The organism is Leptobacterium flavescens (assembly GCF_010671605.1).
Taxonomy (GTDB): Bacteria; Bacteroidota; Bacteroidia; order Flavobacteriales; family Flavobacteriaceae; genus Leptobacterium; species Leptobacterium flavescens.
The window spans coordinates 1511183-1534634 of record NZ_JAABOO010000001.1 but is presented as its reverse complement, the minus strand read 5'-3'; the positions used below and the strand labels follow the sequence as shown (position 1 = coordinate 1534634).

Below are 23452 nucleotides of genomic sequence, written 5' to 3'. Positions count from 1 at the left end.
ACGATGAACAACAAGTTTAAATATATATGGATTGCCGTTATGCTGTTAACGGGACTTTCCGGCTGGAGAGCACAATCCCAGAATTTATATACCGACTCTAATGCGGCCTCGGTCAGTAATGAGGCCAATAGCACTACCGGTTGGGGAGGAACTGCTGTGATCAGTTCCGACGGAAGTGACCCTTACCATGGTTCCTATGCCATCCGGGGAGTTTCCTCTGCCACTAACGGGAGAGAACTGAACTTTAGCTTTAATGCTACCGTAGGAGAAACCTATGCCATTAAGATATGGGCCAAAAGAGGTGCTCAAAGCTTTAGCCCTGCCTTTGCCAACTGGACAGGAGTAAGCGGTTTTAATGTAACTCCTATCGGGAGTGTTAATTGGCAGGAGTATTACTTTGTAGTAACAGCCACCAGTGCCACTCCGAATATCAAGGCCTATACCAGCCCCTCTACAGGAGGGAGCCAGGGAGATACGGTTTTTATAGACAGTATTTCCATTGAAGTATTTAATCCTTATCTGGAAGATCTGCATACCTCTTCCAACGCAGCCTCTATAGATTATGAGGCTAATGGGACTACCGGATGGACCGGAGCTGCAGTGATCACTTCCGATGCTACGAATCCCTACCATGGGCAGTATGCACTTCGTGCCTCTTCTTCTGCCACAAATGGAAGGGATATGGGCTATACCTTCTCTGCTGTAGTTGGACAAAGCTATACCATTAAGATCCGGGCCAGGGAAGGCACCCAGAGTTTTAGCCCTGCCTTTGCCAACTGGAGCGGACTTACCGGTTTTACTAATCCAACTCCGATCAGTGGGACTGCATGGAACGAATATACCTTTAATGTGACGGCCACTTCGGCCTCTCCGATTATTAGGGTATATACAAGCCCTTCCAGTGGAGGGAGTCAGGGAGATACGGTCTTTATAGACAGTGTGTCCATCCTTGCACAGGACACCGAAGCACCTTCACAGGTAACAGGGCTTAGTCTTATAAGCAGTACCGGAACCACGGCCGATATATCCTGGACCGCGGCTACCGATAATGCAGCAGTGAGCGGTTATAAGGTATATAAGGATGGGGTACTGGAAGCTACCCTGGGAGATGTGCTTAGTTATTCAGTCACAGCGCTTACACCCAACAGCACCTATTCCTTTACCGTATCGGCTACTGATGCAGCAGGGAATGAAGGAGTACAGAGTACGGCTTTATCCGTTAGTACCCTGGCACCTTATACCGCTATTAGTTTAGATAGCAATGAGAACTATGTATATACAAGGGCCTATCAGAATGCCAAAGATTCGGCTAATGATATCTCTTCCGATCATGATGTGATAGAAGGAGTGACCTATTTTGACGGGCTGGGAAGGCCCAAACAACAGATCGGGATCAAACAATCGCCTACCTTAAAGGATATTGTTGCTCATATTACCTATGACCAGTACGGAAGACAACACAGGCAATATCTGCCTTATAGTGCTACCGGTACTTTAGGGAGCCATAGAAATGATGCAGAAGACAGAACAACCGATTATTATGTACTTAATTATCCGGATGACCTGCCACAGAATCAAGTACTGTTAAATGCCTATTCGGAAACAGCCTTTGAAGCTTCGCCTTTAAACAGGCCGTTACAACAGGCAGCTCCCGGTAATATATGGGGAATGGGTAATGGACATGAGATCAAGTTTGAATATCTATCTAACACAACAGATACCTTATCCTCCGGAAGAACTTCGACTGTGGAAAGAGAAATTGCTACTCCCACTTCACTTTTGGAGTATGATGATGTACGTTTATTTAGGGTAAATTTTGTAAATGGGAATACGAGTCAACCGGAATTAACGGAGATCGGATTTTATGATGAAGGAACTCTCTACAAAACCACTACCAGGGATGAGAACTGGATAGGAGGTCATGAACATACCACTGATGAATTTAAGGATCAGTTTGGGCGTGTAGTTCTTAAAAGAACCTATGAGTTGGTTGTTACTGAAGATGACCCCAGAGGTGGTCAAATCGGAGATCCTGTAGTACTATTATATTCCTTGTTATTATATGATACTTATTATATATATGATGATTTTGGAAACCTTAGCTATGTGCTACCTCCCAAAGCGATAGAATCTCTCCCCATTCATGTTACTGATCTTAATGCAGATATTGGAGGCAGGGGTGATATAATCACCGTACAGCAACTGATTGATGAAGTAGGTTACCAATATAAATACGATAGAAGAAATCGTCTTACTGAAAAAAAGATACCCGGTAAGGGTTGGGAGTATATCGTATATAACAGTCTGGACCAGCCGGTACTTACCCAGGATGCCAATCTAAGAGCTAATGGGGAATGGCTTTACACCAAATACGATGCCTTTGGAAGAGTGATCCTGACCGGGAAATATACGAATAGTATCAATACCCAGGCGGGAATGCAAACAGCTTTGGACGATTATTATACTAATAATTCAGGAACAAAACCATATGAATCTATGACGGGACCTGGTAATATTAATATTAATGGAGCTTCTGTTGGAGGGTATAGTAATCAAAGTTTCCCTATTGATAATACAGAGGCTTATACCATCCATCATTTTGATGAGTATTTTATTCCACCTACGCTGGTTTCTATGCCGTCTTCGGTTTTTGGTCAAACAGTAAAAACAAACCTTAAGGGATTGCCAACCAGTACTATAACCAGGGTGTTAGGAACACAATTAAGCATTATAAACGTTATCGGCTATGATGAAAAGGCCAGACCTATTTGGGTATATAATCGAAATGTGGAATTAGGAATTACCGATATTGTAGAGACCAGTCTGGATTTTGCGGGAAAGGTACTGGAAACTAAAAGCACCCATACCAGGGATGGAGGTACTCCTATAGTAGTTACGGAGCGATTTACCTATGATCATGCAGCCAGAGTACTACGTCAGACCCATAAAGTGGATAATGAACCGGAAGAACTGATCGCACAGAATGAATATGATGAGATCAGTCAGTTAACGGTCAAAAAAGTGGGAAATACAATAACCAATCCGCTTCAGGAGGTAAACTACAGCTATAATATAAGAGGATGGTTAAAGGCTATCAACGATGTGGATAATATAGGAAATGACCTGTTCTCTTTTAAGATAAATTATAACGATCCCACATCCGGAACTGCTCTTTATAATGGAAATATCAGTCAGACTCATTGGAGAACGGCTAATACCGATAGTAGTTTAAAAACCTATACTTATAGTTATGATGGCCTTAACAGGATCATCTCGGCTATAGATAATACAGGAAATTACAATCTGAATAATGTTTCTTATGACCTGAACGGTAATATTACTGCTCTGTCCAGACAAGGACATATTAATGCTGCTGCAACAAGCTTTAATGAAATGGATGACCTGGAGTATGAGTATTCTCTAGGCTCTTTAGGAAATCGATTGGTAGATGTTGAAGATGGAACTTCAATAGATTTTGGATTTAAGGACTTCGAAGTTAATGGAGAAACTGATTATTCCTATGATGCTAATGGGAATATGATCAAGGATAATAATAAAGGAATTACATCGATAGATTATAACCATCTTAATTTACCGACAGAGGTGGTATTTGACAACGATCAGAATAAGAAAATTAACTATATTTACGATGCCGCTGGAATAAAGATTAAAAAGATCGTTACAGACGGAAGTTCTTTAACAACCACAGAGTATGCTGGTAACTTTATTTATAAAAATAACAATTTGCAATTCTTTAATACTGCAGAAGGTTATGTAGAACCCGATGGAAGTAATGGGTATGATTATATCTATCAGTATAAAGATCATTTAGGGAATATACGCCTTGCATATTCGGATGATAATGGAGATGGTACTGTAACGCAGGCAGAGATCAGAGAAGAGAATAATTATTATCCTTTTGGGCTTAAGCATAAGGGATATAACTCAGCCATTGTAGGTGGAAATCATAAATATGGCTTTACAGGTAAAGAGGAACAAGACGAGTTGGGACTTGCCTGGATAGATATTACGGCCAGGAATTATGACGCGGCATTAGGGAGATGGATGAATATTGATCCACTTGCTGAAGAAATGAGAAGACATAGTCCTTATAATTATGCTTTTGATAATCCTATTTACTATATTGATCCAGATGGTATGATGCCTATTGGAATAGGTGAGAATGAGAATGATACTAATTTTGATTTTATAAATAAAGAATCTCAAGCTTTTGAAGGGATTTATAATTTTAATGTAGATACAGGAGAATTTATAAAGATTTCAGATGAAGGAGACGATATAGGACAACATGTTATTAATTTTGTGAACTCAGGCGGTGCACAGGTAGGTGTCGGTTTTGTTAATACTCAACCTGGAAGTTTTACTCCGGGGGAATTGTTAGAAAATGATGGAGCAAAACTTTTTGGGGGATTAATAAATTCAGGCTTACTTTCTGAACAAGCAAAAAGAAGAATTTCCAGTCTGACAAGTCAAACTGGAGTAAACCAAGTTGGGCAGGATTTCGGAACTCTATTATTAGTTATTGGTGCATTACCTATTGCCATTGAAGCTGGTATAGCCTCTTCACCCGCAGTTTCAAGACTGGTTTCGCATATAAATGCCATAGTCAGAGAAATAGAAATTTTTACCTCTGTTAGAGGTGGCACAGTGGTTCGAACTAATTTGAATGCATTAAAAAACTTTCTACTTAAAGAAGGGTTAAAAGTTTTTAGAAAACATGGCTCCAAAGGATTAAGGGAATTTTTGAAAAGAAAAGGGTTAAAGAAAGTTGTGAAAAGATTGCAGAAAGCAGATGTGGGAGAGTTGGTTAACTCAAAAACTGCTAAACGATTGTACAGGACCCTTCGAACCATATATAAGATTCTGGAATAATTTAAAATAATTATGGAAAATACGTATTTCGATATTGATTTATTTGAGAAGAATTGTAAACAATCACTTGCTATAATTAATTTAAATTATGATTCGAAATTCAAGAAAAATATACATTATGAATCAATTTCTAATTTCTATTTAAGTTTAAAGAAAATGAATCTTGAGTCTAATGAACTTATGAAATATAGAGTGCTATTAGCTGATTATTTGGATTTGATAACAAAAGAAAAGGAAAAGATATTAGAAGAGAATAGTCAAGAAAACTACTCTAAGTATGTTGAACCGATAGGTGTTTATTTAGCTGAAAAAGATGACTTTGCTTTGAGAGGCTATATCATATTTATTTTTATTGGTATTTCTATGGGGTTATTTTTGACTGTTTTATTTAGAAACTATATTTGGGTTTTATATGGAACTTTTATTGTAATTCTTTTAAGAATAGTTTATTTAAATAAAAAAAGAAAGCAAAATAAACTTTACGGTTATCAATTTTAAAAGATCTCTGATTGCGTGGAAATGTTTTCCATACAAGGGTTAAGATTAAGAATAATTTAATTTAAAAAGAAAACCACTTCTCATTTTTGTGAAGTGGTTTTTTTGTTGCTTTGGAGAAAGAAGGAATCTGTATCTTTAGGATGTATAGCTCTAGTTACAGTCTAGTGCTAGCTTAGGGAAATATTGAAAAGTATGTTAGAATATAAAAATATAGTAAATAGCCTTAAAAATGCTGTTCCTGGTTTTGATATGAAAGAATTAGTAGAGGAAGAACCAATTACTGTCTTTTCATTCTTTTCGATCTTTTTAATTAAAGCCTTGAAAGAAAATAATAAACCTGTATTAGGCAGTTCAATTGATTTAATTAATGAAATGTCTATAAATGACACCTCCGAAATAGCGGCATTATTAGAAGAAATAGCTATTTCTATTTTTGATTCAGGAATGTATAATGAATCATTTAAAAAGAAATTATCAAATAGATCGCTTAGTTTTTTTAATAAGACTCTTGATTTATGGAAAAGAGGTAATGATATTAAGGATGAATCATTGCGAACGATGTGAAGCAATGTTTATCTTTAAGATGTATAGCTCTAGTCACAGACTAGCGCCAACGGTAAGGAAGAACTAAGTAAATATGGTAGTTAAAGAAATAATTTGGATTTCAGAAGAAATTCTTGAAGCAGAAGTCGTTATTACTGATGGTCAATTTGATCTGTTATGCTTTGGACATCCATTTAAAAAAAAGAAAGGAGAGCAATTGACAGGTCCTATATATGCTTTGGATCCGACGGAAATTATTAGATTGGAAACTCCAAATTCTCATATAAAAAAGTTGGATGAGAGTTTTGATTATCTGATAGAAGGTGAATTGGTAGATAAAAAGTCAGGACTTATGAAAATAGGAGATATAATGATTGAAATTGATGGTCGTTTTATCCCAGGTGATATAGTGAACGGTGATTATATCTCATTTAGATGTGATAGATTGGATATTTATTAAAAGCCACCCGGTAGCGCAGATTTGCAATCCGTGCAAGGGGTAAGATTAAGAATAATTTAATTTAAAGGAAACCACTTCTCATTTTTAGGAAGTGGTTTTTTGTTGGAAAAGGAAAGGAGGAATGTTTATCTTTAGGATGTATAGCACTGGTCACAGACGAGAGCCAACGATAAGGGAAGGACTACTTCTTTTATTCTGAAAAATTCGGGTAATTAAATATGAAATATATAGTAACATTAATAACCTTATGCTTAATTACAGCATCTATTTCCACTAACAAATTTTATGCTAATAGCGAAATTGATGTTAATGATAAAATACTATGGTTAAAAAATAGAAATTTGATTTGGGAGGATTTTCAAGGAAACCCTCCCAATAATAAAGATGCTGCATTAGCTGCAACTCAATGTGAAATCAAAATTATAAAGATCGAATTAGTTGATAACCTACCTAATATCATTATAGGAACATATTTTATTAAATCAAGGTCATGGACAGTTACTACAAATCATGAAGCTTTAGAACATGAACAATTGCATTTTGATATCTATGAATTGTTTTCTAGGAAAATAAGGAAAGGATTTATGGAATTGAATAATCAAAAGATCGCTGATATTAAATTTTATGAAGACTTGTATAAGAACTTAATTAATTGTGCAATAGAAGAAAATAATAATTATGATTTTGAAGTATACTTTAATGAAAAGAAACAACAAGAATGGATATCAAGAATTACAAATGAATTAGAAAAATTGAAGGAGTATGAGTATAAACCCTGATAGCACGGATTTGTAACCGTGCAAGAGATAAGAATAATTTAAAACAAAACCACTTCTCATTTTTGAGAGGTGGTTTTTTGTTGGCGGGAAAGTGTATCTTTAAAAAATGCAATTAAGTTTAAGCAAATACTAATTGAAGTAAATGAGCTTTGGTAAAGACTAAAACGATTTTTAACGCTGATAATATTGAAACTCCAAAATCGTACTGGATGCTTTTTTGGAGTTTCCTGATTTATATGTTCCTAATACCAGTTTTAAATTCAACTTTAAAACTACTTATTCCTATTAAACCTGGTGACGACATTGAAAATGTCGTATATGTAAGCCTTAAGAATATTGTATTAATAATTGTATTTTCTGCTATAATAGAAGAGTTAAAATATAGACTTCTGTTAACGAAATTCAATTTCGTTTTTGTTAAGATTTCATTATCTGTTTTTTTAGCTGATGTCATTTTTCTTGTTTTTAGAAGTAAAGGTTTTTCAATCTTTAATAAAGAAACAGCTTATATTTTAGCTTATTTCGGCGGATTTATTTTTTTGGCTCTGATTATTTTTATTTTGCTCAGATTTGTGTTGTATAAACATGAAAAAAGAATAAAAAAAATATTTGAAGCTAATTTTTTGCTTGTAGTCTATATTCAGGTATTTCTTTTCTCCTTATGGCATATTCTATTTACAAATCAAACTACTGGGAGTCACTTTATTATTGTTTTTATAATTCAAAGCTTAGGAGCACTATATTTCACCTTTATTAGAATCAACTACGGAATAATCTATTCTATAATAATACATGTTCTGTTGAATTGTTTTTCCTATTTTATCATTTTTTTGAAATAGAGATTACCTAGCGCAAGTTTATAACTTGTATGGGGTAGAATAAAAACAAAACCACTTCTCATTTTGGGAGGCGGTTTTTTGTTGTTGTAAGGAAAGGAGGAATGTTTATCTTTAGAAGGTTAGGGTATTTATCAGATATAATCACCTTTTTTAATAGTTTTTTGCATGTTTTTTATGTAGTTTATTACTTTATGCAAGCTCTCATTGTCGGTATTATTATATTTATTGTACTTTTTATCATCTAATAGTTCAAGCTGATCTATAATAAACTCTTTCCATTCTAAGAAAAGAGATAGTGGATAATTAGATGGGTTAAAAAATACTGGAGCGTTTGAGTAACCAATCCTATCTTTTATGAAATTAGTAGTGTGATCTTTGATTAAATCTCCTTCTGGGAAATTTTTATTGTACTTAGTTTTTATATGATTCTTTAAGTTTTTTAAGACTTTTTCTACGGTGTAATTTTCTTCCTGTTGTGTTTGCATAACTGTTAAGTTTTTCTATAAAGATATTAGTAATATCCTATGTGATCAAAAACATCAAATCATAGCGAATAATGACGCTAAATTCTCGTCAAACTAATCCTATGAAATATGAGGAGAGGGTAAGCGAATGTGTTGCCCTGCCTGAGACAGGCAGCTTCACTACTTTACATAATGAGGTTATAGCTACCCAGTAGAGTACCAAGCAGTTATTGTTAAGCAACATACTTTAGGGAAACAAAACATACTTTAGGGAAACAAAACATACTTTAGGGAAACAAAACATACTTTAGGGAAACAAAACATACTTTAGGGAAACAAAACATACTTTAGGGAAACAAAACATACTTTAGGGAAACAAAACATACTTTAGGGAAACAAAACATACTTTAGGGAAACAAAACATACTTTAGGGAAACAAAACATACTTTAGAGAAATAAAACAAGATACTATAACGCCTCGTTATATCAAAACGAGCAGAAAAAACAGGAACGATTTTTTTAAAATGTCTAACCCCCTGTTAGCGCAAGTTTGTAACTTGTGCGGAATCAAATAAAAACAAAACCATCCCTGTTAAGGATGGTTTTTTGAATTTTATGACCAGGCTAAAGATTAGCTGCTCTTCAGATAAAATCTGTGTTTCTTTTAACTGTTACAGGCAGGGCTGGGTCCTGGAATACAAGGATCATTATCGTTGGGATCTATTCCGGAACAAATACCATCTCCATCCGCATCGTTACTACCGGTCTCGCCAGGACCACCACTTTCACCGACACCACTTCCGCATGGACTACCTCCGCCTCCGGTATTGGTTTCAAAGCAATTATTTATGGTATAGTTACCGTTATATGTAGTATAAACGGTAGCATCCGGAGCACCATCTGCTCTTACTATAGAGTCTACCCACACCTGAACAGCTCCGATAGCATAGGTGTGAATATTTGTAAACACATATACAGCTTCCGATGAATGTGCATTTGCCGGTATAAGAAGGGATTTCCCTTCTATTTCACTGGATATACCATTCGTGGTTTTAATAACGGAGATATGCACGATTCTGTCGTAGGGTTTTGTCCCTTCTATGGCTGCGGCATGAAGTTTATACCGATAGCCCAGGATCCCCTGACTGTTAAAACAGGCAACATCCTCAAAAATGACGCCTATTACCCCTATCCCGCCGCTACTGGGCCCGGGAAGATTTGGGGTAACTACACCTTCAATATTGCCTGGAGGAGAAGTTAATAGATCTTCTTCAACATTGCTTTCGTTGGTACATGAATAGCTTAGCACCAATAATACTAATAACAATTGAAACAATTTTAATTTCATTTTACTAAAGTTTTTGGGTTAATACAATTGTGTTTTCAATATGCACAAGATACCTACTAATTATAAGTATTGGCTGATGATAAACCACAAAATTATTACGGATTTTTGAAAGAATAAATCTACATGTATTAAATATTTTTTCTTATCCTCTTTTGAAGGTGGCTTTTGATGAATTTGTCATAGGATAGAAAGATTACCTGCCTGCCCCTCATCCCGACCTGCGAGCAGGCTGACCTTCTCCCACCTGGGAGAAGGGAAACCATATAATGATATTTTACTCAATGATTAAACCTATTGTGACACGGATTACATCCCGATAGTTATCGGGACTGCACCAACGGGATCTTTAAGAGCTTATACTAGCCATAGACGAGCACTAACATAGGAAATGGTAGTATTCTATAAGATTATTATTAGAAAATAGGTAAAAACTTACAAGAAAAGTAATTTTTTACGTTTATTAAGAGGAAATTTACTATATTTACACAAAAAGAAACTTGTAACTTATTGTTGTACAGAAGAATTTTAAAGTTGAAGTGGGATTGAAGGGTGGATCTGTGGTTTTTAGGAAAGCCGATCCCTGTCGAAATCGAAAAGTTCCCTGATCGGAACTTTAAGCGCTTTGGATATGGCATTGGCGGTACTGACGGAAGTATTGAGGATCCCTCTTTCTATCCTGCTGATCTGAGAGATCTCTATACCGATCTCAAAAGCGAGTTTTTCCTGTGTAAACCCCTTTTCTTTCCGTAATCTCCTTAGGTTGTTGCCGAATGCCTCCAAGAGGGCCTTATCCTTTAAATACTCCACAAAGTAAAATTCGTGGACTCAGGATACAATAAAATAGGCAAATTTGCCTATTTTTTAACTAAAAAAACAGAAAAATCCAAGAAAGGCCGGTTGAAGTGAGCAAAGGGAATATCAGTTGTTGTGAGAATCAGAAGTAAGCGTATGCTAGGATCCGGACATATTATCAGAAAGAATATAAGACAGACGATCTGGGATCAGCTTAAAAAGGCCCAGTTTGCCATTTATGTGGTAGAACTGCGTATCACCGATAGTGAACTTATGGACATTCTGATAAACAAACTGGACCAGGGCCTTGACATACGTATTATCCTTCCGAAAGGGGGAATGAATGCATCCGTATACCAATCCCTTAAGGTTTTTGCCGAAAAGGGCGGGAAGCTCAGTTACGGTTATTTCCATCGCAGGTATTATATCATAGACCACCGTATCCTTATCACCCCTTCCTCAGAAGATACAAAGCTGTTGGAAGACCGTGGCTGGGAGCAGAATGGCATCCTTATCAATGATCACCTTATAGAGGTAAGGGAACTGCTGCAAAACTTTAAAAAACTGGAGAACTGGTCAGTAAAATCCGATTTTGCCAGGATGGTGGAGCCGAAACGAAGGGTAAGAGGTGTTTTTTATACCGATAAGCATCCGCTGTTTAAAAAGTTAAGGAAAGACATGGAGGAAAGAAAGATCTATAAAGACGGTGATCTCAGCATGTACCTGCTTGCCAAAAAACTGGAGACCAATACCTCTACTCTTTCCAAGCTGATCAATCAGGTTACAGGCAAAAAATTCATCGACTTTGTCAATAGCTACAGAGTGGAAGAGGCCAAAAAAATACTAAGTAGCCCGGGCTTTGGCCGTTATAAGATCTCGGTTGTAGGTAAGGAAGTAGGCTTTAATACCGAAGGCACTTTCTACAGCACTTTTAAAAAACATACGGGAACCACTCCCGCAAAATACCGCGAAATGGTCAGAAGCAGAAAGAATGCCGAAGGATCGGTTTAGTTGTTAGTAAGTGGTTGTTGGTTGTTAGCAATTAGCATTTAGCTCGAATGTCAAATATTTAACATTCAACACTTAAAATTCAACATTTCTCACTTCTGAATTTGATACTCCTCCGCTATCCACATGTCATCGTCTGCATGTCGCCGTAGCTTTAGCCAAGGCACAAACTTTAGTGGAGACACAAGCTTTTGCGGCACGCGGGCGGAGCACAAAGGTGATTGTTAGGTTATATAACATGAAACCTAAAACCAGAAACTCGAAATAAAATCCTAATGGTATAAGAACTGGAATTTGGAATTTGATGCCTGGAATTTAAAATTTAAAACCCAACATTCCCCACCCCGATAGCTATCGGGGCTAATTCTTCATATTCTCCCGGATCAGGCTGTAGAATTCATCAAACTTAGGATGAATAACTATACGGGTTGAGGTTTCGATACTCAGCGCATCCGATCCGTACTGACTTTTTCCCATGGCATCCATACGTTTGGGATCTACCTTATAATCGGTTTCCAGAACCCTTACCACCGAGGCGGCCTGTCTGGCGCTCAGATCCCAGTTGTCCAGCAAAGACTTGTCTTTAAACTCCAGAGCATTACTGTTACCCTCTATGGTGATCTTTATATCCGGACTGTTATTAAGTGCAGTTCCTATACGTTCAAGAAGACCTTTGGCCTTATCCTCAACCATATAATTTTTGTCGTTATCACCAAAAAGCAGCGTATTGGAAATATTGATCATGATCACACCTCCCTTGATCCCGATCTGAGCATCCGCTCCCACCGCATTCTTAAAGGCCGAAAACACTGCCAGTTTAATGGAGTCATTAGAGGATAGCGCATCGTTGATCACTTTTAACTGCCTTTCTTTTTCCCTTAGACTCTCCAGGGTTTTACTAACATTATCCGATTTCTTTTTGGATACTTCCGTAAAGTTGTTCAGGTTGCTCAGTAGAGAGGCATTGGTTTCCTTAAGACTGGTGAGTTGCTCTTCTGCAGATGATAATTTGGCCGAGCTTATCTTTTCATTCTTCTGAGACTCTGCGAGGGCCGTTTCCGTGTTCTGAAGTTTTGATCTCAGTTGTTCGATCTCTTCCAATAGTTCCTTCTTCTTCTGGGCATGGGCCAGGAAGCCGGTACATAGTAACATTAAAGTAAATAGCGTAATTTTTTTCATAAGCCAAATCGTTTTTATTACCACTGCTAAATTAAAACTTTTTCCCGAATGCCATCCCCAAACACATATCTTCCGGTGTTAAAAAAGACATAATACACAAATAAGGAAAATTCTGTATTTTTGTTAAGAAGCAGCTGCCTGCTGCCTTATTTTTCCATTCATATTGTTAGCCCTCTCAACAGAACAATACAGACACAGGGCCTGAGTGTCTATAATTGTTCAGGTATTACTAAAACTTTAAATTTTATTAGAAATGTTAAAGAACATTTTAAAACTGAAGGGCGCAAGAACGCTAAACAAAGAAGAACTTAAAAAAGTAGGGGGAGGCTTTCCTTTTCCGCCACCGGCCGAAGGTTGTGGTTGTATAGTAGTAGGAAGGTCAGGAAATGAGGAAATTGAGATAGTTGATTGTGACGCCATTTGCCCCGATGGATCTGCACCCGTTCCGGGACTAGGATTTTAAACAATTTACATAGAGGGCGGGGAATTTTATTCCCGCCTTTTTCACCTCCCGCATCTTATTTTTTTGTCGTATGTTTGGGATTCCTCAAACAAATAAAAAATGTCGCAATTCTGGTTTTATTTCAAGTTAGGACTGACTCATGTCCTGGATATCGATGCCTATGATCATGTACTCTTTTTTGTTGCCCTTACCATTCCGTATGCCTTTAAGGACTGGAAGCGTGTAATCTGGCTGGTAACAATTTTTACGATCGGTCATACCTTTTCCCTGCTTCTCTCCGTATATAACATAGTGAGCTTTAGTGTGAGGTTGATAGAATTCTTGATACCTTTGACAATTTTTATCACTGCTGTGTTCAATATTTTTACAGCCGGGAAGGTGAATGCCAAAGAAAAATGGGGAGTTACCTTTTTTACGACCCTCTTTTTCGGGCTGATACACGGCTTCGGGTTTTCTAACTATTTCCGGCAGATCGTGGCAGCGGCAGACAGTAAACTGTTACCTACCCTGGAGTTTGCACTGGGGATAGAGGCCGCACAGGTAATTGTGGTTTTAATTGTACTGGTGCTGAGTTTTGTAGCGCACAGTATTTTCAGGTTTAGCAAAAAGGAATGGATCCTGGTGGTTTCCGGAATTGTCCTGGGATTTGTTATTCCGATGCTTAGAGAGACCTGGCCGTTTTAAATTTTAGCATAAATTTACAAGTCGGCAGCTTGATAATGCCCTCAGAACCTTATATATTCGTTTAACAGCTTAGGCAGTACCATTTATGTCAGGAAAAAAACAGGAACGATACGATAAAGCTTACTTAAAAATGGCGAGAGAATGGGGAAAACTCTCCCATTGCAAAAGAAAACAGGTTGGCGCGATTATTGTAAAAGACAGAATGATCATTTCTGACGGATATAACGGTACTCCTACCGGATTTGAAAATGTTTGCGAGGATGAAGAAGGCTATACAAAATGGTATGTATTACATGCCGAGGCCAATGCCATTCTAAAAGTAGCAGCCTCTACGCAATCCTGTGAGGACGCCACCCTCTATATTACCCTGTCTCCCTGTAAGGAGTGCAGTAAGCTTGTACATCAGGCGGGAATAAGAAGGGTAGTGTATCAGCAGGCATATAAAGATGATTCGGGTTTACAATTTCTGGCGAAAGCTGGCGTTGAATTAAAACATATTCCCCATCTTGATGATTGAACTATGGTGAACAGGAAGAACTATTTTTGGCTCCCGCTTATTATAGCTGCAGCATTAGCGGCCGGGATCTTTATTGGCGGGAAACTTCATTTCGACGACAGCCCGGAAAAACTCTTTACAACAAATTCTAAAAAAGACAAGCTTAACAGGCTTATAGATTATATCGATTACGAATATGTAGACGATGTAAATACCGATAGTATTGTAGATGTTACGGTAAATAATATCCTCGATAAACTCGATCCGCATTCCGTTTATATTCCCAAAAAGGATATGGAAAGGGAAAGTGATAATATGAAAGGAGATTTTGTAGGGATCGGGATCAGCTTTTATATGTATAAAGATACTATCTCTGTTATCAGGGCCATAGAAGGAGGTCCGAGTATAGTGGAAGGAATAAAGGCGGGAGACCGTATCCTTACCGCTAACGGGGAAGCTCTTTTCGGAAAGGAATTAAAGAGCGAGGAGATCGTTGGGAAACTTAAGGGGAAGGCCGGAACACCGGTTACCTTAGGGATCTACAGGAAGGAAACCGCAGAAAACCTTGAGGTTAAGGTTAAAAGAGCCAATGTTCCTATCAAAAGTGTTGATGCTCATTATATGCTGACCGATGACCTGGGATATATAAAAGTAAACCGCTTTGCTGAATCTACATACAGGGAGTTCAAATCGGCCCTTATGAAACTTAAAGCACAGGGGGCGAAAAAATTGGCTCTGGACCTGAGGGATAACCCGGGAGGTTACCTGGGGATTGCAGAGCAGATGGCCGACGAGTTCCTGGAAGACGATAAACTGATCCTCTTTACGAAGAACAAGAAAGGAACCATCGAAAGGAGCTTTGCTACTAAAAAAGGCGATTTTGAAAAGGGCCATGTCTATGTATTGATCAATGAACGCTCGGCTTCTGCCAGTGAGATCGTTGCCGGTGCCCTTCAGGATAATGATAAAGGTACGATCGTGGGACGCAGGTCTTTTGGAAAAGGCCTGGTGCAAAGAGAAATGCCGTTGCCGGATGGTTCGGCGGTGCGTCTTACCATCTCAAGATATTATACCCCGACGGGGAGATCCATTCAGCGTTCCTATGAAAACGGGGTGGAAGACTATTACAAAGATTACTACAAAAGATATAAAAACGGAGAGTTGAGGTCTGCAGACAGTATTGAAGTGGCAGATTCCCTTAAATTCAGAACCCCGGGAGGAAAGATCGTTTACGGTGGCGGAGGGATCATTCCCGATGTGTTTGTTCCCCTCACCAAGAGCAGGGAAGAAGAACAACTGAATATTGTTCTGGAGTCCGGATTTATGTCCTATTTTATTTTTGAATACCTCGATAAGAACCGAAACCGTTTCTTTGCCTATAACCAGGAGCAATTTATTGATGAAGTAGAGCTGGATGACAGGCTTGTGGAAGATTTTATCGAATATGCCACTGCCAGAAGAGTGGTCATGAATTTCGGGAAATACGGAGAGATCCTTAAGAAATACATGAAAGCCACCATTGCAGAGCAGCTTTACGGTTCGAATGCCTACGAACAGATCCTTGATGACGACGATGAGATGATCAGAAAAGTCATTGAGATCAGTACTGAGAATGAAGAAGAGACCGTCGAAGCTTCGGAATAGCTTTTCCCTTTACAATTGATAGATCTTGTTTACCGTATTCCAGTTCCTGGTGGTAGCCCTTGTTTTTAATTTCTTTTCTATAAAAGTATTCGAATAGTTAAGCTTTTTAGCCAGCTTGTTGCATAACACATACACTTCCTGTTTCCCTACCACAAAGCGTTCATCCTCATTGCTGAAAGCCTGCAGTTCGGCTTTTGCTTCCCCGGATGGTGCCTCCTTTAAAAAAGATACATAAAGCCTTTCGTGTTCTCCGAAAGTATGCTCCTTAAAAGGGTTTCTTTCTATAACTTCTGCATAAGAGCTGTGCTCTATGGCCATGGTAGGAACCTCATAGCCAAACTCTTTTAAAAGAATAGATTCTATATGCCCGGCAGTACGGTTTTCATTGCTTTCTTCAGATTCGAAAACAATATTCCCGCTCTGGATATAGGTCTTTACAGATTTAAATCCGTGTTGCTCCAGGATCTCCCTTAAAAGTGCCATTTTAATGAGCTTATGCCCGCTTACATTAATGCCTCTTAAGAGTACGATCCATTTAGTCATGATACTGATTAAGCCCGGTTCCCTTCTTTTACCTTCTTCTCTATCTTCTTGGAGACTGTAAAGATAAGAAGGAGTAAAATGGCACATAATGAAGCCACGATCCCGATCACGGCAACCATGCTGTCTCCTTCAAAAAGTGCATTAAAATCCAGACGGGTAACATTATATCCTATCAGGCAAACAGCCAGAACGATCAATATGACAGTTAAAATTCTCATTTGTAAAATCATTAAAATAATTGAGAAACATTTTCAGTAAACAGCTTTACTGCTATTGCCAGCAAAATTACGCCAAAAATTTTACGGATCACTCCGATTCCCGATTTTCCGAGGAATTTTTCAATCCGTTTAGACATCTTAAGGACTATATACACAAACAGGATGTTGATGACGATCCCGACAATAATATTTTCAACGTGATATTCCGCTCTCAGCGAAAGGAGAGAGGTAAGTGTTCCTGCTCCTGCTATCAGGGGAAATGCCAGCGGAACGATAGATGCTGTTTCCGGCGCATCGTCTTTATACAATCGTATTCCGAGGATCATTTCTATGGCGAGGAAAAAAATGATGATGGCCCCGGCTACGGCAAATGAATTTACATTAATGCCTATTAGATTCAGGATCTCTTCTCCCACAAATAAAAAAGCAACCATAATAACGGCAGCAACGATCGAAGCCTTTTCAGATTGAATATGCCCTACCTTAGATCGCAGGCCAATAATAATAGGAATGCTTCCGATTATATCGATCACGGCAAAGAGAACCATTGCCGAAGCGCTTATTTCTTTGATGTCTAATTGCATAGTTATCAGTTTTTTATTTCCGCGCAAAATTATGAATTCCCCAATCAATTTTAACAGAAAAACCGCTGAAAATTTCATTTGCTGCCGACCCTTGATTTTTACCAAATAAAAGTATCTTTGCCCCATGTTTCAACTGGGAAAGACCATAATATCAGAAGAGATCCTCGAAAACGACTTTGTATGCAATTTAACAGCCTGCAAAGGGGCCTGCTGTGTGGATGGTGAAGCCGGAGCTCCGCTTGATGAGGAAGAAGTAAAGATACTGGAGGAGATCTACCCTAAAGTAAAGCCCTTTTTAAGAAAAGAAGGGGTCGCTGCTATAGAAGAACAGGGGACTCATGTAAAAGGTTGGGACGGCGAATGGGAAACCCCTCTGGTAAACGGGAGCGAATGTGCTTATGTGATCTTCGACGAAAAGAAAACAGCCCTTTGCGGAATTGAAGAAGCCTATAATCAGGGAGAAGTGGAATGGAAAAAACCTGTTTCCTGTCATTTGTACCCGGTAAGGGTAAAGCAATATTCCGAATTTGCTGCGGTTAACTACCATAAATGGAATATCTGCGATGATGCCTGTAGCCTGGGAAAAGAACTGGGAGTGCCGGTTTACAAATTTGTAAAACAGGCCCTGATCCGGAAATTCGGCGCCGACTGGTATGCCGAACTGGAAGAAGTAGCAGAAAAAATTAAGAAATAACCTTCAGTTGTTTTAGCCTCTCTTACAACTTCAAAAATAGACTGCCGTTTTGTTGCTTGCTTAACAATTTCTTAACAGCCCAGTAACCATGGCTATGGAGTACAGATTTCAACAACCCATGTTAAAAACTTTATTATTTTAACACTACTTCACCCTTTCAATTTCACCAACAATTTTCAATCTTTGTTAGTCCCAAGTCACCCCAAATAGAAATTCGTTAATTCCTTAAAAACTAAAAAGATGTCCGCAGCAGTAGAACCGATTTTACAAGAAAATAAAGATCGATTTGTCATTTTCCCTATCCAGCACCACGATTTATGGGAGTGGTATAAAAAAATGGAGGCTTGTTTTTGGACGGCTGAGGAAATTGACCTACATCAGGACCTGAGCGATTGGAATAATAAACTGAATGATGATGAGCGTTATTTCATCAAACATATCCTGGCGTTTTTTGCTGCATCAGACGGGATAGTAAACGAGAACTTAGCCGAGAATTTTGTAAATGAAGTTCAGTATTCGGAAGCCAAATTCTTTTATGGTTTCCAGATCATGATGGAAAATATTCACTCGGAGACCTACTCTCTTCTTATCGATACCTATGTTAAGGATGAGGTAGAAAAGGATAAGCTTTTTAAAGCTATCGAGGTTTTTCCGGCCATTATGAAGAAAGCGCAATGGGCATTAAAATGGATTGAATCTCCGAGTTTCGCGGAAAGACTGATTGCTTTTGCAGCGGTTGAAGGGATCTTCTTCTCAGGAGCTTTTTGCTCTATTTTCTGGTTGAAGAAAAGAGGATTGATGCCGGGATTGACCTTCTCCAATGAGTTGATCTCCCGTGATGAAGGTATGCACTGCGACTTTGCCGTTCACCTTCACAACAAACACCTGGTAAATAAGGTGCCAAAAGAAAGAATTAAAGAGATCATAGTTGATGCATTGAATATAGAAAGAGAATTCGTTACCGAATCTCTGCCGGTAAGTCTTATCGGAATGAATGCTAAACTAATGACGCAATATCTGGAGTTTGTAACAGACCGACTCCTTGTTGAGCTGGGTTGCGAAAAAGAGTATAACGCAACCAATCCTTTTGATTTTATGGATATGATCTCCCTTCAGGGGAAAACCAACTTCTTTGAGAAGCGGGTGTCCGAATATCAGAAGGCGGGTGTATTAAACAACGATACCGGAGCTGATAAGATAAGCTTTGATGAAGACTTTTAGGGTCTTCTCTGCAGGAAGCAACTAACCAAACTACCTGTTAAATTCTTAGGATTGATATTTATTGATTCCGGTTGAGAATGGTTTATTCTGATCGGACTGTGGAATGTCTTATAACAGGTTTTTCGACTTAAGAGATAAAATTAGGGTTTAAATTAAAATATAATTAGGCATGTTCGTAGTTAAAAGAGATGGAAAAAAAGAGCCGATGATGTTCGATAAGATCACATCGCGGGTTAGAAAATTGTGTTATGGGTTAAACGACCTGGTAGATCCTGTAAAGGTAGCCATGAGGGTTATTGAAGGATTGTACGATGGGGTCACCACTTCGGAGCTGGATAATCTGGCTGCCGAGATAGCCGCCACAATGACGACCACCCATCCGGATTACGCACGTCTCGCAGCAAGGATATCGGTATCCAACCTGCATAAGAATACCAAGAAGTCGTTCTCAGAGACCATGACCGATCTGTATAACTACGTAAATCCGAGAACCAATAAAAAAGCACCATTGCTTTCGGATGAAGTTTATAAAGTGATCATGGATAATGCCGAGACCCTGGACTCCACGATCATTTACAATCGCGATTTCGGTTATGATTACTTCGGATTTAAAACGCTGGAGCGATCGTACCTTCTCAAGATCAACGGAATGATAGCAGAGCGTCCGCAACACATGCTGATGAGGGTTTCCGTGGGAATTCACCTGGATGATATAGACAGTGTGATAGAGACCTACGAGTTGATGTCCAAGAAGTACTTCACTCACGCGACGCCTACGCTTTTTAACTCCGGAACGCCAAAACCGCAAATGTCGTCTTGCTTTCTTCTAACCATGAAGGATGACAGTATAGACGGAATATACGATACGCTAAAACAGACAGCCAAGATCTCTCAGTCTGCGGGAGGGATAGGATTGTCTATTCACAATATACGTGCTACAGGATCTTACATAGGTGGTACGAACGGAACTTCTAACGGGATCGTGCCAATGCTACGGGTGTTTAACGATACGGCACGTTATGTAGATCAGGGAGGTGGAAAAAGAAAAGGGAGTTTTGCCATCTATGTAGAACCGTGGCATGCAGATATTTTTGATTTCCTCGACCTGAAGAAAAACCACGGTAAGGAAGAGATGCGTGCGCGTGACCTCTTTTACGCAATGTGGATGCCCGATCTGTTTATGAAGAGGGTACAGGAAGACGGAACATGGACGCTGATGTGTCCTAACGAATGCCCGGGACTTTTTGATAGCTATGGCGATGAGTTTGAAAAAATGTACGAAGGATACGAAAAGGCCGGAAAAGGAAGAAAGACTATCAAGGCGAGAGAGCTTTGGGAGAAGATCCTGGAATCGCAAATTGAAACAGGAACTCCTTATATGCTTTACAAGGATGCGGCCAACAGGAAATCCAACCAGAAGAACCTGGGAACTATCCGTTCATCCAACCTTTGTACAGAAATACTTGAATATACGTCTCCGGATGAGGTAGCTGTTTGTAACCTGGCATCCATAGCACTTCCGATGTTTGTTAAGAACGGGGAGTTTGATCATAAAGAACTTTTCAAGGTAACTAAAAGGGTAACCAAAAACCTTAACAGGGTAATCGACAGGAATTACTATCCGGTGATAGAGGCTCAAAACTCGAACTTCCGTCACAGACCGGTAGGTTTGGGAGTTCAGGGACTTGCTGATACCTTTATCATGCTAAGAATGCCTTTTACAAGTGATGAAGCTAAAAAACTAAACCAGGAAATATTCGAGACCCTTTACTTTGCGGCAGTAACAGCTTCTATGGAAGAAGCCAAGAAAGACGGGCCTTATGAAACTTATAAAGGATCGCCGATCTCTGAAGGTGAGTTCCAGCACAATATGTGGGGAATTAAAGATGATGAATTGAGCGGTCGCTGGGACTGGGGTAAATTGAGAAAGGATGTTAAGAAGCACGGAGTGAGAAACTCTCTTTTAGTGGCACCAATGCCAACCGCTTCTACCTCTCAGATCCTTGGAAATAACGAATGTTTTGAGCCTTATACTTCTAATATTTACACCAGAAGGGTACTATCCGGTGAGTTTATCGTAGTAAATAAACATTTATTGGAAGATTTGGTTAACTTAGGACTGTGGAATGAAGATCTGAAGCAAGAGCTGATGCGGGCAAACGGTTCTATACAGCATATAGACGGTATCCCTCAGGATATAAAAGATCTGTACAAGACCGTATGGGAATTGAGTATGAAGGATATTATAGATATGTCACGTCACAGAGGGTATTTTATAGATCAGTCGCAGTCGCTCAACCTGTTTATGGAGGGTGCAACCTTCGCTAAACTGACTTCTATGCATTTTTATGCCTGGAAAAGTGGATTAAAGACAGGAATGTATTACCTTAGGACCAAATCTGCGGTAGATGCGATTAAATTTACCCTGGATAATACGAAAAAATCAGAACCGGTAGCAAGTACGGCAAGCGTGGCACAACCTGCCATGAATAAGCCCTCTCAGGTTCCGGTAGAACCTCTGACGCCCCAGGAGTTGAAAGAAATGCTGGCAAAATCCCGCGAAAGCGAGGATGACGATTGTCTTATGTGTGGTTCTTAATTATTAATCTGTTTGAACTTAACCGGAAAAGGGAGGTGTAATAGCTTCCCTTTTCATTTTTAACATAAATAACTTTGGAAAGATATGATGCATTGGGAACAGCTTTTGTCCTTAAAAAGATTTGGAGATACTCATAAACGTCTCAGAAAAGAACAGGATGAAACACGATTGGGTTTTGAAGTAGATTATGATCGTGTTATTTTCTCTTCTGCTTTCCGAAGTTTACAGGATAAGACCCAGGTTATTCCCCTTTCCAAAACAGACTTTGTCCATACCCGGCTTACGCATAGCCTGGAGGTATCTGTTGTCGGCCGTAGCCTCGGAAGACTGGCAGGAAAACAGGTTCTGGAAAAGCATCCTTATTTAAAGGAAATACACGGTTATCATTTTAATGATTTCGGCGCGGTGGTTGCCGCAGCAGCCCTGGCACATGACATAGGTAACCCGCCTTTTGGCCATAGCGGGGAAAAAGCTATCGGAGAGTATTTTAAGAACGGGAATGGAAGCCGTTTTAAAGATATTCTGAGCGAGAAGGAATATCAGGACCTTGTGGATTTTGAAGGGAATGCTAACGGTCTGAAGATCCTTACCGAAAGCAGGAAGGGAATAGAAGGAGGTTTGAGATTGAGTTATGCTACGCTCGGAGCATTTATGAAATACCCTAAAGAATCCCTTCCTAAAAAACCAACTTCACATATTGCAGATAAGAAATTCGGCTTCTTCCAGTCGGAAAAGGCCTTTGTAAACGACATAGCTTCCGATCTCGGATTGATACAGACCAGAAAAGGAAAAGATATCTCTTATTGCAGGCATCCGCTTACCTATCTCGTAGAAGCCGCAGATGATATTTGTTATACGATCATCGATTTTGAAGACGGCATCAACCTCGGCCTGATCGATGAATCCTATGCCCTGGAATATCTTATCAAACTGGTAAAAGATAAGATCAACACTAAAAAATACCATTCCCTTACCACTACCGAAGATCGCCTGAGTTACCTGAGGGCTCTTTCCGTAAGTACCTTAATAGGCGAAGCCACCAGGGTTTTTATGGAAAATGAAGAGAGTATCCTTAAAGGGGAATTCAATACTTCACTATTGGAGCGATCGGAATATACGGCTCAGATAAACGATATTATAAAACTGAGTGTGGAAAAGATCTACAGATCGCAGGAAGTGGTGGAAAAAGAGATCTCCGGTTACGCTATTATTGCCAAGCTGCTGGATGTTTTTGTTCAGGGGGCGCTCCGAAGATTAAACGGCCAGGAAACCAATTACGACAAACTGGTACTGCACCTGATACCTCAGAAATTCCTTCAGACCGATACATCGCCTTATCATACAATTCTCAATATCTGTTGTTTTATTGCCAGCCTTACTGATGGAAGGGTTACCCAGCTCATTAAGAAGATAAATTGTTAACGGTAAATCAGTTAAAAGTTAAATAACCTGATTAATTTTGACTATTCCTTAATAAAACATACTTTAGACAACCTTTTTCAC

The 23452-nt window shown here is 39.0% G+C and carries 21 protein-coding genes; 14 read left to right on the top strand and 7 right to left on the bottom strand.

Annotated features, from left to right (window positions below; translation table 11 throughout):
- The first annotated feature begins 3 nt into the window (after positions 1-3).
- The 5 genes from GWK08_RS06650 (at position 4) to GWK08_RS06630 (ending at position 7173) form a co-directional block, all read left to right on the top strand.
- On the top strand, positions 4-4893 hold the full coding sequence (locus GWK08_RS06650) for a DUF6443 domain-containing protein (RefSeq protein ID WP_163606113.1): 4890 nt from the start codon (positions 4-6) through the stop codon (positions 4891-4893).
- 12 nt (positions 4894-4905) lie between these two features.
- Entirely contained in the window at positions 4906-5391 is a 486-nt protein-coding gene (locus GWK08_RS06645) for a hypothetical protein (RefSeq protein WP_163606112.1), read from the top strand.
- A 192-nt stretch (positions 5392-5583) separates the two neighbouring features.
- The gene (locus GWK08_RS06640) at positions 5584-5955 is read left to right on the top strand and encodes a hypothetical protein (RefSeq protein WP_163606111.1); all 372 of its coding nucleotides are present in this window, start codon (positions 5584-5586) and stop codon (positions 5953-5955) included.
- Positions 5956-6028: 73 nt separating this feature from the next.
- Complete coding sequence (locus GWK08_RS06635; RefSeq protein ID WP_163606110.1) at positions 6029-6394, top strand: hypothetical protein; 366 nt, start codon at positions 6029-6031, stop codon at positions 6392-6394.
- 218 nt (positions 6395-6612) lie between these two features.
- On the top strand, positions 6613-7173 hold the full coding sequence (locus GWK08_RS06630) for a hypothetical protein (RefSeq protein WP_163606109.1): 561 nt from the start codon (positions 6613-6615) through the stop codon (positions 7171-7173).
- Positions 7174-8143: 970 nt separating this feature from the next.
- On the opposite strand, the gene GWK08_RS06625 is transcribed toward GWK08_RS06630, so the two are convergent.
- From GWK08_RS06625 to GWK08_RS06615, 3 genes are all read right to left on the bottom strand, one after another.
- Entirely contained in the window at positions 8144-8497 is a 354-nt protein-coding gene (locus tag GWK08_RS06625; RefSeq protein ID WP_163606108.1) for a hypothetical protein, read from the bottom strand.
- A gap of 643 nt (positions 8498-9140) precedes the next feature.
- Complete coding sequence (locus GWK08_RS06620) at positions 9141-9824, bottom strand: hypothetical protein (RefSeq protein ID WP_163606107.1); 684 nt, start codon at positions 9822-9824, stop codon at positions 9141-9143.
- Between the two features lie 564 nt (positions 9825-10388).
- Positions 10389-10631 (bottom strand): helix-turn-helix domain-containing protein, encoded by a 243-nt coding sequence (locus tag GWK08_RS06615; protein WP_163606106.1) that lies wholly within the window; start codon positions 10629-10631, stop codon positions 10389-10391.
- A 141-nt stretch (positions 10632-10772) separates the two neighbouring features.
- Here GWK08_RS06615 and GWK08_RS06610 point away from each other — a divergent pair, with 141 nt between their 5' ends.
- A complete protein-coding gene (locus tag GWK08_RS06610; RefSeq protein WP_163606105.1) occupies positions 10773-11627 on the top strand; it encodes a helix-turn-helix domain-containing protein in 855 nt (284 codons plus the stop codon).
- Between the two features lie 357 nt (positions 11628-11984).
- Here the strand turns inward: GWK08_RS06610 and GWK08_RS06605 are convergent, their stop codons facing one another.
- Positions 11985-12803 carry an OmpA family protein gene (locus GWK08_RS06605; protein ID WP_163606104.1) on the bottom strand — a complete coding sequence of 273 codons (819 nt, stop codon included), beginning with the start codon at positions 12801-12803 and terminating at the stop codon, positions 11985-11987.
- A gap of 253 nt (positions 12804-13056) precedes the next feature.
- Here GWK08_RS06605 and GWK08_RS06600 point away from each other — a divergent pair, with 253 nt between their 5' ends.
- The 4 genes from GWK08_RS06600 (at position 13057) to GWK08_RS06585 (ending at position 16090) form a co-directional block, all read left to right on the top strand.
- Complete coding sequence (locus GWK08_RS06600; protein ID WP_163606103.1) at positions 13057-13266, top strand: hypothetical protein; 210 nt, start codon at positions 13057-13059, stop codon at positions 13264-13266.
- 99 nt (positions 13267-13365) lie between these two features.
- Positions 13366-13950, top strand: a complete 585-nt coding sequence (locus GWK08_RS06595; protein ID WP_163606102.1) for a HupE/UreJ family protein — start codon at positions 13366-13368, stop codon at positions 13948-13950.
- An 85-nt stretch (positions 13951-14035) separates the two neighbouring features.
- Positions 14036-14467 (top strand): deoxycytidylate deaminase, encoded by a 432-nt coding sequence (locus tag GWK08_RS06590; RefSeq protein WP_163606101.1) that lies wholly within the window; start codon positions 14036-14038, stop codon positions 14465-14467.
- Positions 14468-14470: 3 nt separating this feature from the next.
- Entirely contained in the window at positions 14471-16090 is a 1620-nt protein-coding gene (locus tag GWK08_RS06585) for a S41 family peptidase (protein ID WP_163606100.1), read from the top strand.
- A gap of 9 nt (positions 16091-16099) precedes the next feature.
- Here the strand turns inward: GWK08_RS06585 and GWK08_RS06580 are convergent, their stop codons facing one another.
- From GWK08_RS06580 to GWK08_RS06570, 3 genes are read right to left on the bottom strand one after another with little or no spacing between them, the layout of a single operon-like run.
- Positions 16100-16633, bottom strand: coding sequence for a DUF1697 domain-containing protein (locus GWK08_RS06580; RefSeq protein WP_163606099.1), 534 nt, complete (start codon positions 16631-16633; stop codon positions 16100-16102).
- Between the two features lie 8 nt (positions 16634-16641).
- Positions 16642-16851, bottom strand: coding sequence for a hypothetical protein (locus GWK08_RS06575; protein ID WP_163606098.1), 210 nt, complete (start codon positions 16849-16851; stop codon positions 16642-16644).
- 11 nt (positions 16852-16862) lie between these two features.
- Positions 16863-17435 (bottom strand): MarC family protein, encoded by a 573-nt coding sequence (locus tag GWK08_RS06570; protein ID WP_163606097.1) that lies wholly within the window; start codon positions 17433-17435, stop codon positions 16863-16865.
- A gap of 124 nt (positions 17436-17559) precedes the next feature.
- On the opposite strand from GWK08_RS06570, the gene GWK08_RS06565 reads away from it, so the two are divergent.
- The 4 genes from GWK08_RS06565 to GWK08_RS06550 all read left to right on the top strand — a co-directional run bounded on the left by GWK08_RS06565 (position 17560) and on the right by GWK08_RS06550 (position 23371).
- A complete protein-coding gene (locus tag GWK08_RS06565) occupies positions 17560-18129 on the top strand; it encodes a DUF3109 family protein (RefSeq protein WP_163606096.1) in 570 nt (189 codons plus the stop codon).
- A 240-nt stretch (positions 18130-18369) separates the two neighbouring features.
- Positions 18370-19350, top strand: coding sequence for a ribonucleotide-diphosphate reductase subunit beta (locus tag GWK08_RS06560; protein WP_163606095.1), 981 nt, complete (start codon positions 18370-18372; stop codon positions 19348-19350).
- Positions 19351-19519: 169 nt separating this feature from the next.
- A complete protein-coding gene (locus GWK08_RS06555; protein WP_163606094.1) occupies positions 19520-21949 on the top strand; it encodes a ribonucleoside-diphosphate reductase subunit alpha in 2430 nt (809 codons plus the stop codon).
- An 87-nt stretch (positions 21950-22036) separates the two neighbouring features.
- Positions 22037-23371: a deoxyguanosinetriphosphate triphosphohydrolase gene (locus GWK08_RS06550; protein ID WP_163606308.1), complete on the top strand. Its 1335-nt coding sequence runs from the start codon at positions 22037-22039 to the stop codon at positions 23369-23371.
- Positions 23372-23452 lie beyond the last annotated feature (81 nt).

Bases quoted from the DNA above. Each gene is read 5' to 3' on its own strand.
- GWK08_RS06650 (WP_163606113.1), top strand. From the start codon at position 4: ATGAACAACAAGTTTAAATATATATGGATTGCCGTTATGCTGTTAACG.
- GWK08_RS06645 (WP_163606112.1), top strand. From the start codon at position 4,906: ATGGAAAATACGTATTTCGATATTGATTTATTTGAGAAGAATTGTAAA.
- GWK08_RS06640 (WP_163606111.1), top strand. From the start codon at position 5,584: ATGTTAGAATATAAAAATATAGTAAATAGCCTTAAAAATGCTGTTCCT.
- GWK08_RS06635 (WP_163606110.1), top strand. From the start codon at position 6,029: ATGGTAGTTAAAGAAATAATTTGGATTTCAGAAGAAATTCTTGAAGCA.
- GWK08_RS06630 (WP_163606109.1), top strand. From the start codon at position 6,613: ATGAAATATATAGTAACATTAATAACCTTATGCTTAATTACAGCATCT.
- GWK08_RS06625 (WP_163606108.1), bottom strand. From the start codon at position 8,497: ATGCAAACACAACAGGAAGAAAATTACACCGTAGAAAAAGTCTTAAAA.
- GWK08_RS06620 (WP_163606107.1), bottom strand. From the start codon at position 9,824: ATGAAATTAAAATTGTTTCAATTGTTATTAGTATTATTGGTGCTAAGC.
- GWK08_RS06610 (WP_163606105.1), top strand. From the start codon at position 10,773: ATGCTAGGATCCGGACATATTATCAGAAAGAATATAAGACAGACGATC.
- GWK08_RS06605 (WP_163606104.1), bottom strand. From the start codon at position 12,803: ATGAAAAAAATTACGCTATTTACTTTAATGTTACTATGTACCGGCTTC.
- GWK08_RS06600 (WP_163606103.1), top strand. From the start codon at position 13,057: ATGTTAAAGAACATTTTAAAACTGAAGGGCGCAAGAACGCTAAACAAA.
- GWK08_RS06595 (WP_163606102.1), top strand. From the start codon at position 13,366: ATGTCGCAATTCTGGTTTTATTTCAAGTTAGGACTGACTCATGTCCTG.
- GWK08_RS06590 (WP_163606101.1), top strand. From the start codon at position 14,036: ATGTCAGGAAAAAAACAGGAACGATACGATAAAGCTTACTTAAAAATG.
- GWK08_RS06585 (WP_163606100.1), top strand. From the start codon at position 14,471: ATGGTGAACAGGAAGAACTATTTTTGGCTCCCGCTTATTATAGCTGCA.
- GWK08_RS06580 (WP_163606099.1), bottom strand. From the start codon at position 16,633: ATGACTAAATGGATCGTACTCTTAAGAGGCATTAATGTAAGCGGGCAT.
- GWK08_RS06575 (WP_163606098.1), bottom strand. From the start codon at position 16,851: ATGAGAATTTTAACTGTCATATTGATCGTTCTGGCTGTTTGCCTGATA.
- GWK08_RS06570 (WP_163606097.1), bottom strand. From the start codon at position 17,435: ATGCAATTAGACATCAAAGAAATAAGCGCTTCGGCAATGGTTCTCTTT.
- GWK08_RS06565 (WP_163606096.1), top strand. From the start codon at position 17,560: ATGTTTCAACTGGGAAAGACCATAATATCAGAAGAGATCCTCGAAAAC.
- GWK08_RS06560 (WP_163606095.1), top strand. From the start codon at position 18,370: ATGTCCGCAGCAGTAGAACCGATTTTACAAGAAAATAAAGATCGATTT.
- GWK08_RS06555 (WP_163606094.1), top strand. From the start codon at position 19,520: ATGTTCGTAGTTAAAAGAGATGGAAAAAAAGAGCCGATGATGTTCGAT.
- GWK08_RS06550 (WP_163606308.1), top strand. From the start codon at position 22,037: ATGCATTGGGAACAGCTTTTGTCCTTAAAAAGATTTGGAGATACTCAT.